The following is a 15153-nucleotide window of genomic DNA, read 5'->3' as shown; positions in this document are numbered from 1 at the left end:
GTGCCCAGCCCTCATGGTTCGACAGGCTCACCATGAAGGCTGGATGCGCGCTCAGGCTTCGCGCATCAATGTGTGCTGGTCGATCAGATATTTGTCGAAGAGCGGCAGGCTGGCTGCGCCAAGCGCCCGCGCGATGGAGCCGATGGAGCCGGCCTCGACATTGGGCGTATCAATGCCCTGCAGATCCATCGCGGCGATGGCCGCCCGGGTTTCGATCACGAGCGCCGCGCGCACGGCCTGCGGCATCCCGCCATCGATGATGACCGTTTCGAAATCGATGATCGAGACGGATGCCACGATGGCATAGGCGAGACCGGTGGCGACGGTTGCGATCCAGCGGTCCACAGACGGACCGAATTGCGACCAGTCCTCCGGTGTCTGCCAGAGCGGCGAGGGATCGATGCCGTTGGCGACCAGCATCTTTTCCAGCACCATGATGGAGGCCTGGTCGATCAATTGCTCCGTCCCACCGCTGCGGCCCGGAACAGGCATGGAGCCGAGCGCGCCGGCATTGCCGCTGCGCCCCGCATAGAGACTGCCGTTCAGCACGATGCCGCCGCCGATGAAGGTGCCGACATAGAAATAGATGAAATCCTGGCGGCTGGCGCGCTCGCCGAAGATAAGCTCTGCCGCGCAGGCCGCCGTCGCATCGTTCTGAAGATAGACAGGAAAGTTGCAGATCGCATCGATCTCGCGCTTTAGGTCGAAATGCCGCCACCGGTCCATCTGCGCCTGTGGCGCACCCACCTCATCGTGCCAGTTCCAGAGCTGAAACGGCATGGCGATGCCGAGCCCGGCGATGCGGCTTTGCTGGTCGGCACCGAGCGCCGCGATCATCTCCGCCAGACCCTCGCGCACGAAGGCCAAAATGGCATCGGGATCCGGATAGGCGTAGCCCGCATGCCGGCTTGCGACCGGCTGGCCGAGGAAGTTGATGACGATGAGATCGGCGCTGCGCCGGCCGACTTTCAGGCCGATGAAGAAGGCACCTTCCGGATTGATCGACAGCGGCACCGAAGGTTGCCCCACCTTGCCGCGAATGGGCTCGCCGCGCACCAGCAGCCCGTCGGCTTCGAGTTCGCGCATGATGACGGAGATGGTTTGAGCGGAAAGGCCGGTCATGCGGGCGATCTCGGTCTTCACCAGCACGGCATGGCGACGAACGAGGCTCAGCACGAGCCGTTCGTTGTAGGCGCGCATCCCGCTCTGGTTCGAGCCGCGCAATTGCTGGCCGCCGGCCTCTTGCAGCCCGCCCGTCAGCGCCATTGATGTCCTCCCTGCCGATGCCAGACGTCCTTCGCAGGTCTCCCCGGCAGAGACAAGATGAGCGCGACATGGGCAACGTGTCAATAACTAAATAAGAGTGATTTATTTATTGACACGCGTCGACGCTTGGTGTTTCGTTTGCTCAGCGCCGGACAGGGAGTGGTCCGGATCGTCATTCTGGGAGGAACATCATGACACGCTACGCCATTCTCGCGTCGACTGCCCTTGCCGCCGTCACCGCCGGCTTCATTATGGCCACGCCCGCCAAAGCGCAGGATACGGTCAGCGCCTGCCTTATCACAAAGACCGACATCAACCCCTTCTTCGTCAAGATGAAGGAAGGCGCCACCGCCAAGGCCGAAGAACTCGGTGTCGAGCTGTCCACCTATGCCGGCCGTGTCGATGGTGACCACGAAACCCAGGTCCAGGCGGTCGAATCCTGCATCGCCTCTGGCGCAAAGGGCATCCTGATCACGGCGTCCGACACCAAGGCGATCGTAGACGTCCTCAAGACTGCCCGGGACAACGGCGTGCTCGTCATCGCCCTCGACACGCCGCTCGAGCCCATCGACGCCGCCGACGCCACCTTCGCGACCGACAACTTCAAGGCCGGCGAACTGATCGGCCAGTGGGCGGCAGCCCAGCTCGGCGACGAAGCCGCCAACGCCAAGATCGCGATGCTGGACCTTTCGCCCAGCCAGCCTTCCGTCGACGTGCTGCGCAATCAGGGCTTCCTATCCGGCTTCGGCATCGAGCTCGGCGATGAGAACATGATCGGCGACGAGGAAGACGAACGCATCGTCGGCAACGACGTGACCGCCGGCAATGAGGAAGGAGGCCGCCGCGCCATGGAAAACCTTCTTCAGGTCGATCCGGAAATCAACGTCGTCTACACGATCAACGAACCGGCAGCGGCAGGCGCCTATGAAACACTGCGCTCCTTCGGTCGCGAGAACGACGTGATCATCGTGTCCGTCGATGGCGGCTGCCCAGGTGTCCAGAACGTGCAGGAAGGCATCATCGGCGCAACCTCACAGCAATATCCGCTGGAGATGGCGGCGCTTGGCATCGAGGCCATCGCGAAATTCGCCGAAACGGGCGAGAAGCCCGAGCCGACCCCGGGCCTCGACTTCTACGATACCGGCGTGCAGCTCGTGACCGATCAGGCGGTCGACGGCGTCGAGTCGATCAGCGTCCAGGAAGGCCTGGAGCTCTGCTGGGGCTGACAGCTTTCTGCCGGGCGGAAGACAGGAGCTGTTTTCCGCCCGGATCCGCCATCTGGCGTGATCAACAGGCCACTTCGTCCAAGCCATTGTGCACCGCAGATTGATTGGCGGTCCATTCCGCTTCACGCTCTTCGTCGCGAACGATGGGAGGTTCCACCATGACCACGACAGACCAGCCCTCGGCTGCGGTGCGAAGCCGGCAATCCTTCGAGGAAACCCTGGAGGCGAGCGACCGCAGGGTCGCTGAATTCGAAGCGCGCAATCAGACTGTCATCGAGCGGTTGCAGCACTTCCTGCATGGCAATCCGACCATGGTGCCGGTCATCGTGCTGCTGGTGTCGGTCATTGCCTTCGGGTTTGTAGCTGGCGACCGGTTCTTTTCCGCATTCAACCTTTCGCTGATCATGCAGCAAGTTTCCATCATCGGCATCCTCGCCGCAGCTCAGAGCCTTGTCATCCTGACGGCCGGCATCGACCTGTCCGTCGCAGCCATCATGGTGCTGATGTCGGTTATCATGGGCAATCTCGCCGTATCCATGGGCGTGCCGGCGCCAATCGCCATACTGGTCGGTTTTGTCGGTGGCACTGCAGCCGGCGCAATGAACGGCCTGCTCGTGACGCGGTTAAAACTGCCGCCCTTCATCACGACGCTCGGCACCTGGAACATCTTTTTCGCGCTCAATCTCTGGCTCTCCGGAGCCCAGTCGATCCGCAGCCAAGACATCGATGCCGAGGCGCCGATCCTCAAGCTTTTCGGCCAGAATTTCGGCATGTTCGGCGCGCAATTCTCCTATGGGTCCGTGCTGATGGTGCTGATCTTCGCCGCGCTCTGGTACATGCTGAACCGCACCGCCTGGGGCCGGCATGTCTATGCGGTCGGCGACGACCGGGAAGCAGCCGATCTCGCCGGCATCCGCACAAATCGAATTCTCGTTTCCGTCTATGCGTTGGCAGGCCTCGTCTGCGCGCTCGGCGCCTGGGCCTCCATTGGCCGCGTCGGCTCGGTCTCCCCCCAGAGCTTCTATGAAGGCAATCTGCAGTCCATCACGGCTGTCGTCATTGGTGGCATCTCTCTCTTTGGCGGCCGTGGATCCATCATGGGCCCATTGATCGGCGCCCTGATCGTGGGTGTCTTCCAGTCCGGCCTTCGCCTCGTCGGTGTCGATGTTCTCTGGCAGGTCTTCGCCATTGGCTGGCTCATCATCATCGCGGTCGCGATCGACCAGTGGATCAGAAAGGTTTCGGCATGAGCACGGTTTCAGAAAATGCGTCTCGCCCGATCCTGAAGGCACGCGGTCTCGTGAAACGCTATGGCCGCGTAACTGCTCTCGACAACGCCGATTTCGATCTCTATCCGGGCGAGATCCTCGCGGTCATCGGCGACAATGGGGCGGGCAAGTCCTCGCTGATTAAAGCGCTATCCGGCGCCGTCACGATCGACGATGGTGAGATGGAGCTCGAAGGCAAGCCGATGCGCTTCTCCTCGCCCATGCAGGCGCGCGAGGCTGGCATCGAAACCGTCTACCAGACGCTGGCGCTTTCCCCCGCGCTCTCGATTGCCGACAACATGTTTCTCGGCCGCGAAATCCGTAAGCCAGGTCCGCTCGGCTCCATCTTCAAGATGCTGGACAGGAGCGCCATGGAGCGCATCGCCCGTGAGAAGCTCTCCGAACTCGGCCTCATGACGATCCAGAACATCGCCCAGCCGGTCGAGACCCTGTCGGGCGGCCAGCGCCAGGGCGTCGCGGTTGCGCGCGCTGCAGCGTTCGGTTCCAAGGTCATCATCATGGACGAACCGACAGCGGCGCTCGGCGTCAAGGAATCCCGTCGCGTGCTCGAACTGATCCTGGATGTGCGCAAGCGCGGCATTCCGATCGTGCTCATCTCACACAACATGCCCCATGTCTTTGAAGTGGCCGATCGCATCCACATTCACCGGCTCGGGCGAAGGCTGTGCGTCGTCCGGCCGGGCGATCATTCCATGTCCGATGCCGTCGCCTTCATGACGGGGGCAAAATCTCCGCCTGAGGATGTTCTGGCCGCATGAACCCAAGCGTCGAGGTCCTCGCGCAACAGGTCGCAGAACGTGCATCCGGTCGCGACCGCTTCGTCGTTGCCCTGGCGGGTCCGCCCGGTGCCGGCAAGTCGACCGTGGCGGAGCGGCTGGTCAAAGCGTTGAACCAAAGAAGCGAAATCGCAGCCTTACTGCCGATGGACGGGTTTCACCTCGATAACATCGTGCTCGAGGCACGGGGCCTGACGCATCGCAAAGGAGCCCCCGAGACCTTCGACGCGCAAGGCTACGTGTCCCTCCTCCAGCGCGTTCGCGCCGTTCCCGCTGCCGAGATAGCCGTCCCCTTATTCGACAGGATGCTCGATCTCGCCCGTGCCGGAGGCGCGATCGTCGCACCGCATCACCGGATCATTGTGACGGAAGGCAATTATCTCTTGGTGGACCGGTTCCCATGGGCGGACCTCTCCTCCCAGTTCGACCTGACGATCTGGCTCGATGTGGATGACGACACGCTCCAAGAGCGCCTCATCCGCCGCTGGCTTCACCACGGACTGTCGAGGGAAGCCGCCATCAGCCGTGCCCTCGACAACGACATGCAGAATGTCTCTTGGGTGAAACGCCTCTCCGGACCGGCGGACATCACGCTGCGATAGTCATCCCCGCAGCCGCGATCAGGCCGCTGCCTTGAGCTCCACGGCGGCCTCACCTTCGACCAGGGTGCGATGCAGGCTCTTTACCGCGACATCCATCGCCTCCTGCGCCACGACGATCTGGACATCGACGCCACGGCCCGTTTCATGCGCACCGAGCGGCTCGATGCCGGCATCCTTGAGCGCGATCAGAGAGTTCAGCATCACGTCGAGACCGCGCAGTTCGCGACCGATGGCTGATACGATCGCCACCTTGCGGACCTTGATCTCGGCGGAGGGATAGAGAGCGGCAAGGTCATGCTCGACCCGCCGAATGCTCTTGAGCGACCCCTCCAGATAATGCGTGATCGTGTTCGCATTGGAGGTTTTCGAGACGATCCACACGCGATGACGCTTCAGCGCATCGAGAATGGCCGCGTCGTAACCCTTCACACCCACCATGTCCTGCTCGAACAGCTCGAGTGCGATGACCGGCAGACCGGTGATGATCTCGACGCGAGGTTCGCTCGCCGGCTCGGCATCGATCAAGGTGCCGGGATCGTGCGGCTCGAATGCATTGGCGACCCGAAGCGGAATTCCCGCCTGGCGCAGGGTCTTCGCGGCCTTGGGGTGGATGGCTTCCATGCCCATGTTCGACAGTTGATCGGCGACATCGTAATTGGTGCGCCCGATCTTCTTGACCGCATCGACACCGACGAGCTTCGGATCGGCGCTCGACAGATGGAATTCCTTATGGATCACCGCTTCGCGTGCCTTGGTCAGGGCAGCGATGCGGGCAAATGTCACTTCGGAATAACCGCGGTCGAATTCCCGCATCAGGCCTTCGCGGCACTGTGCGTAACCGGTCGCGATCGGCAGTTCCTGCGCAAGATCGATGTCGGCAAAAGCCGTTTCGATGCGAACGTTGAGATCCGGATGGCTTTCGTCGCGCCAGCCGGTGAGGTCCACGAAGCGCGCATTGACGCCGTGGCGACGCAGAAGCAGCACGGTCGTGAAGGCCGAATGTGCCTCGCCGAGGCCCGACAGCAGCTCACGGGTCGTCATCATGTGCTCTTCCAGCCGGAAATGGCCGTAAGAGCAGAGGCGCTGCAGGTCGAACAGACAGGTGCGGGCACCTTCTATGCGCTCGCGAACGAAATCGTCGGCCACCTTTCGGTCACCGGCATCGCTCAGGATCTCGGCGTTCTTTTCCCGCATCATGATGCCGACACGGTTCAACTGATCCATCCAGCCATGATCGTTGTCGGCATTGGAGAACAGGGCATAGACGCCGGGCTCGTCGGTCTTCTTGTGCTCCAGAAGAGCGTTGGTCATGCCGGCATAGGCCGAAACCACGAAGACGCGGTTGTAGAGATCGCTGCCCTCGCGATCTCCGATCCAGATGCTGTCGATGAGTTCGCGCGAGCGGCTGATCGACGTGCCACCGATCTTCTCGACCGTGTGGACACCGCGCGTCTCGTTCATGCTGTCGGTCATACTCATTCCACTCTCCGTGCCGCTGGTGGCGGCATCTTGTCTGTGTCCAGGGCTTGAGGCGACGGCAGGGATCAGCCCGCGGCCGCCTGCTGGTGCTCGTCGGCGCTCGCATAGGAACCATCCGCCCGGTGAACCTCGTTCCCCGTCACCGGCGGATTGAATACACAGGCCATGACCATCTCGGTCTTGCCGCGCAGGATATGCCTGTCGTGTTCATTGAGCGCGTACATGACGCCCGGGCGAATTTCGTGCACCTCGCCCGTTGCCAGATCCTCGATCGAGCCTTCACCTGAGATGCAATAGACGCTTTCGAAATGGTTCTTGTAATGAAACTGCAGCTCACCGCCCGCGTAAATCGTGGTGATGTGGAAGCTGAAGCCCATATTGTCGCCGGCAAGCAGAAGACGAACCGAGTTCCAGCCCTCTGAATCCACGCGGCGCTCGGTGTTCTTTGCAGTGTGCAGATCTCTGACGATCATGTGATAGTCCTTTTTTAAGTCTTCTTGGGAAGATGCGCTGGGACGGCGGCTATTCAGCCGCCATCTTGTGCGCCGAGAACTTCTCGGCAACCGCAGCTTCCAGAATATCGAGGCCCTTGGCCAGCAGCTCCTGCTCGATCGTCAGCGGCGCGAGTATCTTCACGACCTCGTCGTGTGCGCCGGACGTTTCGATGATGAGACCCTGCTGGAAACAGCGTTTGCAGATATCACCAGCAACCTCGCCGGTTCCAACATCCACACCGCGCATCATGCCACGTCCCTTGAGGCGGGCACCCGGTACCATGTCGGCGATGGCCTCAAGGCGTTCCTTGAGATAATCGCCCTTTACCTGGACATCCTGCTGGAAGGCGTCGCTCTTCCAGAATTTCTCCAGAGCGACACGTGCCGTGACGAAGGCATGGTTGTTGCCGCGGAACGTGCCGTTGTGCTCGGCCGGGCCCCAGATATCGTGCTCCGGCTTGATCAGCACGGCCGCAAACGGCAGTCCAAACCCGGAAAATGATTTCGCCATGGTGACGATGTCGGGCGACACACCCATTTCCTCGAACGAGAAGAACGTACCTGTCCGGCCGCAACCGGCTTGGATGTCGTCGATGATCAGCAACGCGCCATGCGCGCGAGCGATTTCTTCGATGCGCTTCACCCACTCAGCCGAAGCGGCGTTGAGGCCACCCTCGCCCTGAACGGTCTCGAGCATGATCGCGGCGGGTGTATCGATGCCGCTGGACGGATCGTCGAGCATCTTTTCCAGCATCTGCGCCGTGTCAATCTCGTCGCCATGATAGGCATCGAATGGCACGCGCTGCACGTTCGAGAGCGGTGCCGAGGCGCCGCCGCGGTGGTAGCCGTTGCCCGTCGCAGCCAGTGCACCCATGGTCACGCCATGGAAGCCATTGGTAAAGGAGATGATGTTCGTGCGGCCGGTCACCTTGCGGGCAAGCTTCATGGCTGCCTCAACGGCATTGGCACCGGTTGGGCCCGTGAACTGCACCTTGTAGTCGAGGCCACGCGGTTCGAGAATGATCTCTTCAAAGGCTTTCAGGAAAGCCGACTTCGAAGACGTGTGCATGTCGAGGCCATGAGTCACGCCATCGCTCGTAATGTAATCGACCAGCGCGGCCTTCATGTCAGGATCGTTGTGGCCGTAATTCAGCGAGGAGCAGCCGGCGAGAAAGTCGATGTAGTCGCGGCCACTCTCGTCGCGCAGCACCGCGTTGCGGGCCGATGAAAAGACGTTCGGGAAGCTGCGGCAGTAGCTGCGCGCTTCGGATTCGCGACGTTCATAAATGGTTTTATCAGTCATGGTCATAGTCGTCATGGTGCCACTCCAGTGTCTGGATTGGTGAAAGTCTCGAAGGGTGAAATGGAGAACTGATCAGGCAGCGAAAGCGATGCGTACGCTATCTTCGAAGGTGATCGTCACCATATGCTCGGTGTCGTGTTCGCCGTCGAAATGCTCGTCTTCGCGAAAGTATGGCCGATCCTGAAGCTCGGCGCCTGACTGTTTGGCAAACGAGCGGAACAGCGCCCAGCTTGCGTCATTGTCCTTGGTAATCGTCGTCTGCACGCGCTCGATCTCGGCGCATTCCTTGCGGCGCATCAGTTCGGCCAGCATGCGCTTGGCAATCCCCCGCCCCCGGGCCTTTTCCGATACCGCAACCTGCCAGACGAAGAATGTTTTCGACGCATCAGGTTGGATATAACCCGAAATCCAGCCGACGATTTCGCCGTTCAGTTCCGCAATGATGCAGGTGTCCGCGAAATGGTCGCACTGCAGGAGATTGCAGTACATGGAATTCTCATCGAGCTTACAGGTGCCCGCGATCAGTCGCCAAACGTCGGCGCCATCGCTCTTTTTCGGCTTGCGAAAGCTGACGCCGTCAACCGGCCGCTTGCGGTGCCCCGAAAGTTCGATCGTCTGATGTGTCATTGTCCCGTCCGCCTTGGTCTTATTTATTTGATAGCCGAAATATACAGCACCCACAGATCGATTCAACGATCACGCCGCATTTCAGGCATTTTTTACAGGAGAGCCGGGGTTCCAAGGAATAATGATCTTTTTTACCGGATGATTGAGTGTCTTGGCGAATGGCATTCTACAAAAGCCGATCCTGAATTCGTTCGATGGACGAAATTCATTGCACGCTTTAAAGACAAACGATGTTGGAAGACCCCTTCGAAAGGCTAAGGAAATGCACGAGCGAACGCATGCGAGCCTCGTAGCGCTGCGGCGCATTCTCAAGGCAACGGATCAGCATGCCCGGGCACTGTCGCGCAGTACCGGACTGACTGCCGCGCAACGAGTCTTGATGCAGATTATTGGGGAGGCCGGCGAGACGACGCCGAAGGAGATTGCGGCACGGGCTCGGATCAGCCAGGCGACCGTGACGTCTTTGATCGACAAACTGGAACGGCGCGGCTTCGCGACACGCATTCGGGGTGAAAGCGACCGGCGACAGATCTGGATCAGCCTGACACCTGAAGGCCGCCAGACGATGGAGACGGCTCCCGATGCGCTCCAGGAATTATTTTCTCAGCGCTTCGAGGCCTTGGAAAACTGGGAACAGGCGATGATCGTCTCATCGCTCGAGCGCGTCGCAACGATGCTGAACGCTCATGCGATCGATGCCTCCCCGCTATTGGACGGGGCGGCGATCGATCGCTGAGAGAGAAGACGTCGAGCTTATTGAATGCGGCCGAACGTGTAGGTGAGGCCAACGCCGCCACGGAACTGGTTTTCCGAAGCGGTGATCGAGCTGTCGGCCGCATCTCCGATGAGGCGTGAATAGCCGACGCTGCCCGTGAACGTCGCGCGCTCGGTCAGGCGGTAGTCGAAGGCAAGATCGAGCGCCACATTCTTGAAACCGCCATCGGCATCATAAGGTGCAAGCCCCGCAACAGATGAAGCCGCCTGCGCTGGAGTCACCGAGAAGTAGGTGTCCATGTAGTCGTCCGACGCGTAGGCCGTGGAGAGCGTCGCTGTCATGTCCAGCCGGTCGGTGATCGTGTGATCGACGCCTGCCGCAACCTTGATCTGGTACCCGGCGTCATCCTGGCCGGTCACCTGCTTGGCGAAGGCGGCATCGATGAAGAACGGTTCGAACTTGTAGCCGGCATAACCGCCGACGATGAGGCCGCCATCGACATCGCCGATACCGTTGATGAGATCGGCGTCATCCTGGTCGCGACCAAACGTATAGCCGGCGAGCGGGCCGAATTCGAAGCCCTGATGCTGGATGACAGCGAAGCGGACATCGTCGAGTCCACGGAGCGTGAAGCGGTCACCGAGACCAGGTCCATCGCCATAAAAGCGCGGATAGACGATCGGGAAACCGACGACGCGATATTCATCCGAGCCTTCGTAGACCGGCGAAATGAATGCATAGCCACCGGCAACGATGCCGAAGGGCAAACCGCCGCTTTCCTGGATCACGGGATCCTGTCCCATCGGGACCGCGCCCATGGTCGCATCGGCCGCAAGAGCAATCGATGCCGAAAGGCCGGAAAAAGCAGTGGCAAGCGCAACAGCAAGTTTCATCGTCATAAAATGGTCGTTCCTCTGAATGGGCAGGAAGCCCCCGCGCTGCCGAGACAGCGCTTTCCCTCGTCTTTTGCTAGTCAGCGCGTCGGATACGGTCAACGCCGAATATCGGTTCACCGCTCACGCGGCATGCGATTGTGCGTGAGGGTTGCGATTGAGCACCGATCGGTTCAGCGCGGCTGCGATCGAAACCCAAACGAGATAGGGCACGAAGAGAAGGGATGCAGTTGAAGACACAGACCATGAGGTAACGATGAAGCCTGCGATCGCGAGCCAGAGCACACTGACCTCCATCAGCGCCAGATTCATGCGCCGTCGGCCGAAGAACAGCCAGGACCAGGCCGCATTCAAGATGAGCTGCGCGCCCCAGAGAACAGTCGGCAGCGACCAGCCGGCCTCACGCCAGACCAGCCAGCCTGCCGCCGCAATCATGACGTAAAGGATCGACCAGACAATCGGAAAGGCGATGTTCGGCGGCGTCCAGGAAGGCTTGTCGAGCCGCTCGTACCAGGGGCCGGGCTTGAAGATCGCCCCGGTGGAAGCGGCGGCAAGGACGAAAATGACGAAAACTGCGAGTGCCATGGACCTGACTGGCTCCGGATGAAGGCGGTTCTTGCACCCAATGGTGCGCGATGTCGGAAGTTCCGATCGCTCTCGTGCGTGACGATCCGACGGCAGTCATCATACCCCACCGGCTATCGGAATCTGGCCCAAAGATCGGTCAGGTGACTGACAAAAGCGAGTGTCAGAAGCACGAGGACTGCGACGTCCAACCCGGCGACCGCCACCCGGTAGACGGCGAGAATGAGAAAGATACCCGAGAGCGAGGTCGCGACATAGCCGATCCCCGCCTTTCGGCCAGAGCGAAAGGCTGGTCGGACAAGCAACACCGTTTCCGCAGAAAGGATGGCCAGGGCGAGGAGCGCCACGCCGCCTCCCTCCAGGAGCCAGGCCATCATGCCTTGGCGATGCCCATCAGATGCGACATGTCCTTGAGAAAGACGCGCAAATGCGCCATCGGCTCGCGCCGCACGATCTTTTTGTCGAGATAGGATTCCCAAGTCAGCTTCTGGACGTCGGGATCGCGGCACATGGACACGAAGCGCTCGCGGCGGCCATCGCTCGAGTACCAGAAATACTGCATCATGCGCAGGATGAAAAAAGTCCGCCCATGCATGCGGGAGAATTCGTGCCGGACGCTTTTCAGCGCGCGGACATCGTTGGTCCGCAGCGTTTCCTGAGCGGAACGGCCCGCCAGTTCGCCGCTGCACATGGCGTAATAAATCCCCTCGCCGGAAGACGGCGCCACGACGCCGGCGGCATCGCCTATCAGGAGAACGCCGCGGCCGTTGTCGAAGCGCTTCAATGGATAGAGCGGCAGCGGCGCACCTTCCCGCCGCACGATGTCAGCATCTCCAAGGCCGGACCTGCGGCGCAATTCGCTGGTCGCAGCTTTCAGATCGAAGCCCTTTTTAGCACTGCCGACGCCCACGCTGGTGACCGGCCCGTGCGGAAACACCCAGCCGTAGAAATCCGGCGAAATGGCACCGTCATAAACGACGTCGCACCGCGATTTGTCGAAGTCTCCGCTTTCGGGCGAACGAACGATCTCGTGATAGGCAAATACATAAGGCGGCCGCGCAGCGGGTGAAAACATCTGCCGCCGCACGGCTGAATTCGCCCCATCAGCGCCGATGACGAGACGCGACCGACACGAAACCCGCGCACCATGGACGTCGCGGTAGTCGAGCGCAAAGCCGCCACCATCTCGTTCTTCCACGTGTTCGAACGTGCCTCGCTTCAAATCGGCGCCGGCATCCTCAGCACGCTGTCTCAACCAGCGATCGAATTTCTCGCGATCGACCATGCCGACATAGGATGTGCCAGCACGGCGGCGATGGCCGTCGATCGTCATTTCGACCGCTTGCGACTTGGGCGATATGATCCGCGCCGTGGCGACCCGCGCCACGATCTGCTCCGGCGGAACCTCGAAATCCTCGATCAGCCGGGGCGGCACGGCGCCACCACAGGGCTTGGGCCGCCCTTCCCGATCAAGCAGCAGAACGCTGGCGCCGGACTTGGCGAGCTCATACGCGGCAGTCGCTCCTGCCGGGCCTCCACCGATAATGGCAACGTCGTATTCGGCAGGGCTCATGGCTTACTCCGCGGGTTGCAGAACATCTGGTGAGGGCGAGGTCGTCGCGCGTGGCCTTGCCGCGGACGGCATGGCGATCGCGAGAGCGACGGCGGCGGCAATCAGAAAGAGACCGGCTTCGATCATGAACACCAGCGCGTAAGCCTCTTCGACGGGAAGAACGGCACGCGCGATGTCGACGACGATCGTGCCCGCAAATCCGCCGAGCCCGAAGGCAATCGCCTGCGCCGCGCCCCAGAGGCCCATGCGCATGCCTTCGCGCGGCCGTTCGCCCGGCCGGTTGGCAGCACCGGCAAGCGCCATCATGGAGCCGATCGCAGCAACCGCGAAGACGCCATTGGCAAAACCAAGCGCGAACACATTGGCTGTGAGCGGCCATACGCCAGCGCTCTGAGAGGATGCCCCGAGAAGAGCAAGCGCCATGGCCGAAGCGATACAGCCAGTGACCGTGAAGATCTTCAAAACGCCTGGGCGCGTGCGCCCAAGGCTGCTGCCGAGAAGGCCCACCAGAAGCATGCCGATGAAGACACCGCCGCTCTGAATGCCGGAAAGCGTCGTGGTTTCACCGGGCGTCATGGCGAAGACGAGGCCAGCATAGGGCTCCAGGATGAGATCCTGCGCACTGAAGGCGAGCATCGACAAAAAGACAAAGATGGTGAAGCGACGCGCCTGCCGGTCGGCCCATGCATCGGCCAGGCTTTCACGGAACGACACCTTTGCCACCACCTGCTCGGGTGCAAGCTGGGAAGTGCGACGCAATCTGCCTTCGATGCCGGCAAGCGACAGGCCAGCCAGCGCCAGCGCGGCGACACTGACGATCGCGGTGACGACGACGAGCCGCCCCGGCGTGAAGGGATCGAGAAAGGCGCCCGCAGCAATGGACGTAATCGCCATTCCTGCAATCATCATCAGCCAGACGAGGGTGGCGGCTCCCGCGCGGCGAAGTGCTGCCGTATTCGTGGCCAAAAGCGCCAGCAGCGAGGTGCCGGCAGCACCGATGCCGATCCCGATCAAAATGAAGTCGACCACCGCGAGTGCCATGCCCAGCGCGAAGTTCGTCACCATCACAGCGCTTGCAGCGGCCGCACCTACACTGCCGAGACCAGCAAGCGCGAGGCCGCCGAGAATCCACGATGTGCGCCGACCGCCGATATCGGATCCATGGCCCCAAAGCGGCCGCGTGATCTGCACGCCATAATGAAGCGTCACCAGGATCCCGGGCACCATGGCGGCCAGCGCCAGCTCAACGACCATCACCCGGTTCAGCGTCGACGTTGAAAGCACTGCAATGGCGCCGAGCGAGGCCTGCACCAGGCCCAGCCGGACGATATCGATCCAGCCAAGGGCGCTAAGGGCATTGCTCTGCTTCGCGCCGCCCATCGTCAAAGCCCGCCCTGAACGCCGCGAAGCGCAAATGCCGCAGCGAGCATGCCGAGAACGTAGAGCGTCGTGCCGGTTGCGTTGTACCAGGCTGCACGTCCTTCCGGATCGGCGAGAAGCCGGCGCATGAGGCCAAGCTGCACCACGATCAGGGCCGCAACGATGGCGGCATGCACTGGCGCGCCCCAAACAATGAGCAGAGCCACCACGGCAAATTGCGCCGCAGCCATGAAGAAACAGGCGACCCGGCAGGCTCGATCGGTTCCGAGCGTCACCGGCAGGGACGCGAGCCCCATCCGCCGATCACCCTCGACAGCCTTGAAATCGTTGAGCGTCATGATCCCGTGCGCGCCGATGCTGTAGAGCAGCGCGATGATCAGCGTCTTGTGGCCCGGATAGCCGCCAATCGCCGCAGCCGCGGCCGTGAACCAGGGCAAGCCTTCGTAGCAGAGCCCGACGGCGGCGGCGCCGAGCCAGCCATTGCGCTTCAAGCGCAGCGGCGGGGCGCTGTAGATCCAGGCAAGAACAAGGCCCACCACGGTAGCGCCAAGCACCCAGGGGCCCAGCAGATAGCCAATCCAGAGCGAAATGACGCTCGCCATGGCGGCAATGTAAAACGCCCAGCGTCCCGGCATGCGGCCGGACGGTACCACCCGGTGCGGCTCGTTGATCGCATCGACGAACCGATCGTACCAATCATTCGCCGCCTGGCTTGCGCCACAGACGAGCGGACCGGCGAGGAGGATGCCGAGAACGATGGCGACCCAGCGCTCCTGGAGCGGCACGCCGGATGCCACAACCCCGCAGCCGAACGCCCACATGGGCGCGAACCACGTGATTGGCTTCAACAGCGCGATCGTCGCCGAAAGCGTTGGGTAGGCAGGATTCGGATGCGCGGTCGCAAATTGGGCCATAGCAAAAGCTACGACTGACGTCTTATACTGT

The 15153-nt window shown here is 61.6% G+C and carries 16 protein-coding genes; 5 read left to right on the top strand and 11 right to left on the bottom strand.

Annotation, left to right across the window (positions count from 1 at the left end):
* Nucleotides 1-51: 51 nt before the first annotated feature.
* Nucleotides 52-1266 (bottom strand): ROK family transcriptional regulator, encoded by a 1215-nt coding sequence (locus PU133_RS04970; protein WP_404863743.1) that lies wholly within the window; start codon nt 1264-1266, stop codon nt 52-54.
* Between the two features lie 251 nt (nt 1267-1517).
* Between PU133_RS04970 and PU133_RS04965 the strand changes: the two genes are divergently transcribed.
* The 4 genes from PU133_RS04965 (at nt 1518) to PU133_RS04950 (ending at nt 5159) form a co-directional block, all read left to right on the top strand.
* Complete coding sequence (locus PU133_RS04965) at nt 1518-2492, top strand: sugar ABC transporter substrate-binding protein (protein ID WP_404864446.1); 975 nt, start codon at nt 1518-1520, stop codon at nt 2490-2492.
* Nucleotides 2493-2650: 158 nt separating this feature from the next.
* Nucleotides 2651-3742 (top strand): ABC transporter permease, encoded by a 1092-nt coding sequence (locus PU133_RS04960; protein ID WP_404863742.1) that lies wholly within the window; start codon nt 2651-2653, stop codon nt 3740-3742.
* Nucleotides 3739-4539, top strand: a complete 801-nt coding sequence (locus tag PU133_RS04955; RefSeq protein ID WP_404863741.1) for an ATP-binding cassette domain-containing protein — start codon at nt 3739-3741, stop codon at nt 4537-4539. The genes PU133_RS04960 and PU133_RS04955 overlap by 4 nt, the downstream gene beginning before the upstream one ends.
* A complete protein-coding gene (locus tag PU133_RS04950; protein WP_404863740.1) occupies nt 4536-5159 on the top strand; it encodes a nucleoside triphosphate hydrolase in 624 nt (207 codons plus the stop codon). Before PU133_RS04955 ends, PU133_RS04950 begins: the two co-directional genes overlap by 4 nt.
* A gap of 18 nt (nt 5160-5177) precedes the next feature.
* Here the strand turns inward: PU133_RS04950 and PU133_RS04945 are convergent, their stop codons facing one another.
* From PU133_RS04945 to ectA, 4 genes are all read right to left on the bottom strand, one after another.
* A complete protein-coding gene (locus PU133_RS04945; protein ID WP_404863739.1) occupies nt 5178-6638 on the bottom strand; it encodes an aspartate kinase in 1461 nt (486 codons plus the stop codon).
* Between the two features lie 65 nt (nt 6639-6703).
* On the bottom strand, nt 6704-7111 hold the full coding sequence (locus PU133_RS04940) for an ectoine synthase (protein WP_404863738.1): 408 nt from the start codon (nt 7109-7111) through the stop codon (nt 6704-6706).
* Nucleotides 7112-7160: 49 nt separating this feature from the next.
* A complete protein-coding gene (ectB, locus tag PU133_RS04935; RefSeq protein WP_404863737.1) occupies nt 7161-8450 on the bottom strand; it encodes a diaminobutyrate--2-oxoglutarate transaminase in 1290 nt (429 codons plus the stop codon).
* Nucleotides 8451-8507: 57 nt separating this feature from the next.
* Entirely contained in the window at nt 8508-9128 is a 621-nt protein-coding gene (gene ectA / locus PU133_RS04930; RefSeq protein WP_404863736.1) for a diaminobutyrate acetyltransferase, read from the bottom strand.
* An 85-nt stretch (nt 9129-9213) separates the two neighbouring features.
* Between ectA and PU133_RS04925 the strand changes: the two genes are divergently transcribed.
* On the top strand, nt 9214-9798 hold the full coding sequence (locus tag PU133_RS04925) for a MarR family winged helix-turn-helix transcriptional regulator (RefSeq protein ID WP_404863735.1): 585 nt from the start codon (nt 9214-9216) through the stop codon (nt 9796-9798).
* A gap of 17 nt (nt 9799-9815) precedes the next feature.
* Here the strand turns inward: PU133_RS04925 and PU133_RS04920 are convergent, their stop codons facing one another.
* The 6 genes from PU133_RS04920 to chlG all read right to left on the bottom strand — a co-directional run bounded on the left by PU133_RS04920 (nt 9816) and on the right by chlG (nt 15122).
* On the bottom strand, nt 9816-10676 hold the full coding sequence (locus tag PU133_RS04920) for a MipA/OmpV family protein (RefSeq protein ID WP_404863734.1): 861 nt from the start codon (nt 10674-10676) through the stop codon (nt 9816-9818).
* Nucleotides 10677-10793: 117 nt separating this feature from the next.
* On the bottom strand, nt 10794-11255 hold the full coding sequence (locus PU133_RS04915) for a TspO/MBR family protein (protein WP_404863733.1): 462 nt from the start codon (nt 11253-11255) through the stop codon (nt 10794-10796).
* A gap of 113 nt (nt 11256-11368) precedes the next feature.
* Nucleotides 11369-11632, bottom strand: coding sequence for a hypothetical protein (locus PU133_RS04910; RefSeq protein WP_404863732.1), 264 nt, complete (start codon nt 11630-11632; stop codon nt 11369-11371).
* The gene (locus PU133_RS04905; protein ID WP_404863731.1) at nt 11629-12828 is read right to left on the bottom strand and encodes a geranylgeranyl diphosphate reductase; all 1200 of its coding nucleotides are present in this window, start codon (nt 12826-12828) and stop codon (nt 11629-11631) included. The genes PU133_RS04910 and PU133_RS04905 overlap by 4 nt, the downstream gene beginning before the upstream one ends.
* A 3-nt stretch (nt 12829-12831) precedes the next feature.
* Nucleotides 12832-14208 carry a BCD family MFS transporter gene (locus PU133_RS04900; protein ID WP_404863730.1) on the bottom strand — a complete coding sequence of 459 codons (1377 nt, stop codon included), beginning with the start codon at nt 14206-14208 and terminating at the stop codon, nt 12832-12834.
* A 2-nt stretch (nt 14209-14210) separates the two neighbouring features.
* Nucleotides 14211-15122: a chlorophyll synthase ChlG gene (gene chlG, locus PU133_RS04895; RefSeq protein ID WP_404863729.1), complete on the bottom strand. Its 912-nt coding sequence runs from the start codon at nt 15120-15122 to the stop codon at nt 14211-14213.
* Nucleotides 15123-15153: the final 31 nt, after the last annotated feature.

The organism is Georhizobium sp. MAB10, from assembly GCF_045012825.1.
In the GTDB taxonomy this organism is placed as follows: domain Bacteria; phylum Pseudomonadota; class Alphaproteobacteria; order Rhizobiales; family Rhizobiaceae; genus Georhizobium; species Georhizobium profundi.
The sequence above is the reverse complement of the archived record's forward strand: the minus strand, read 5'-3'. Positions and strand labels throughout refer to the sequence as shown.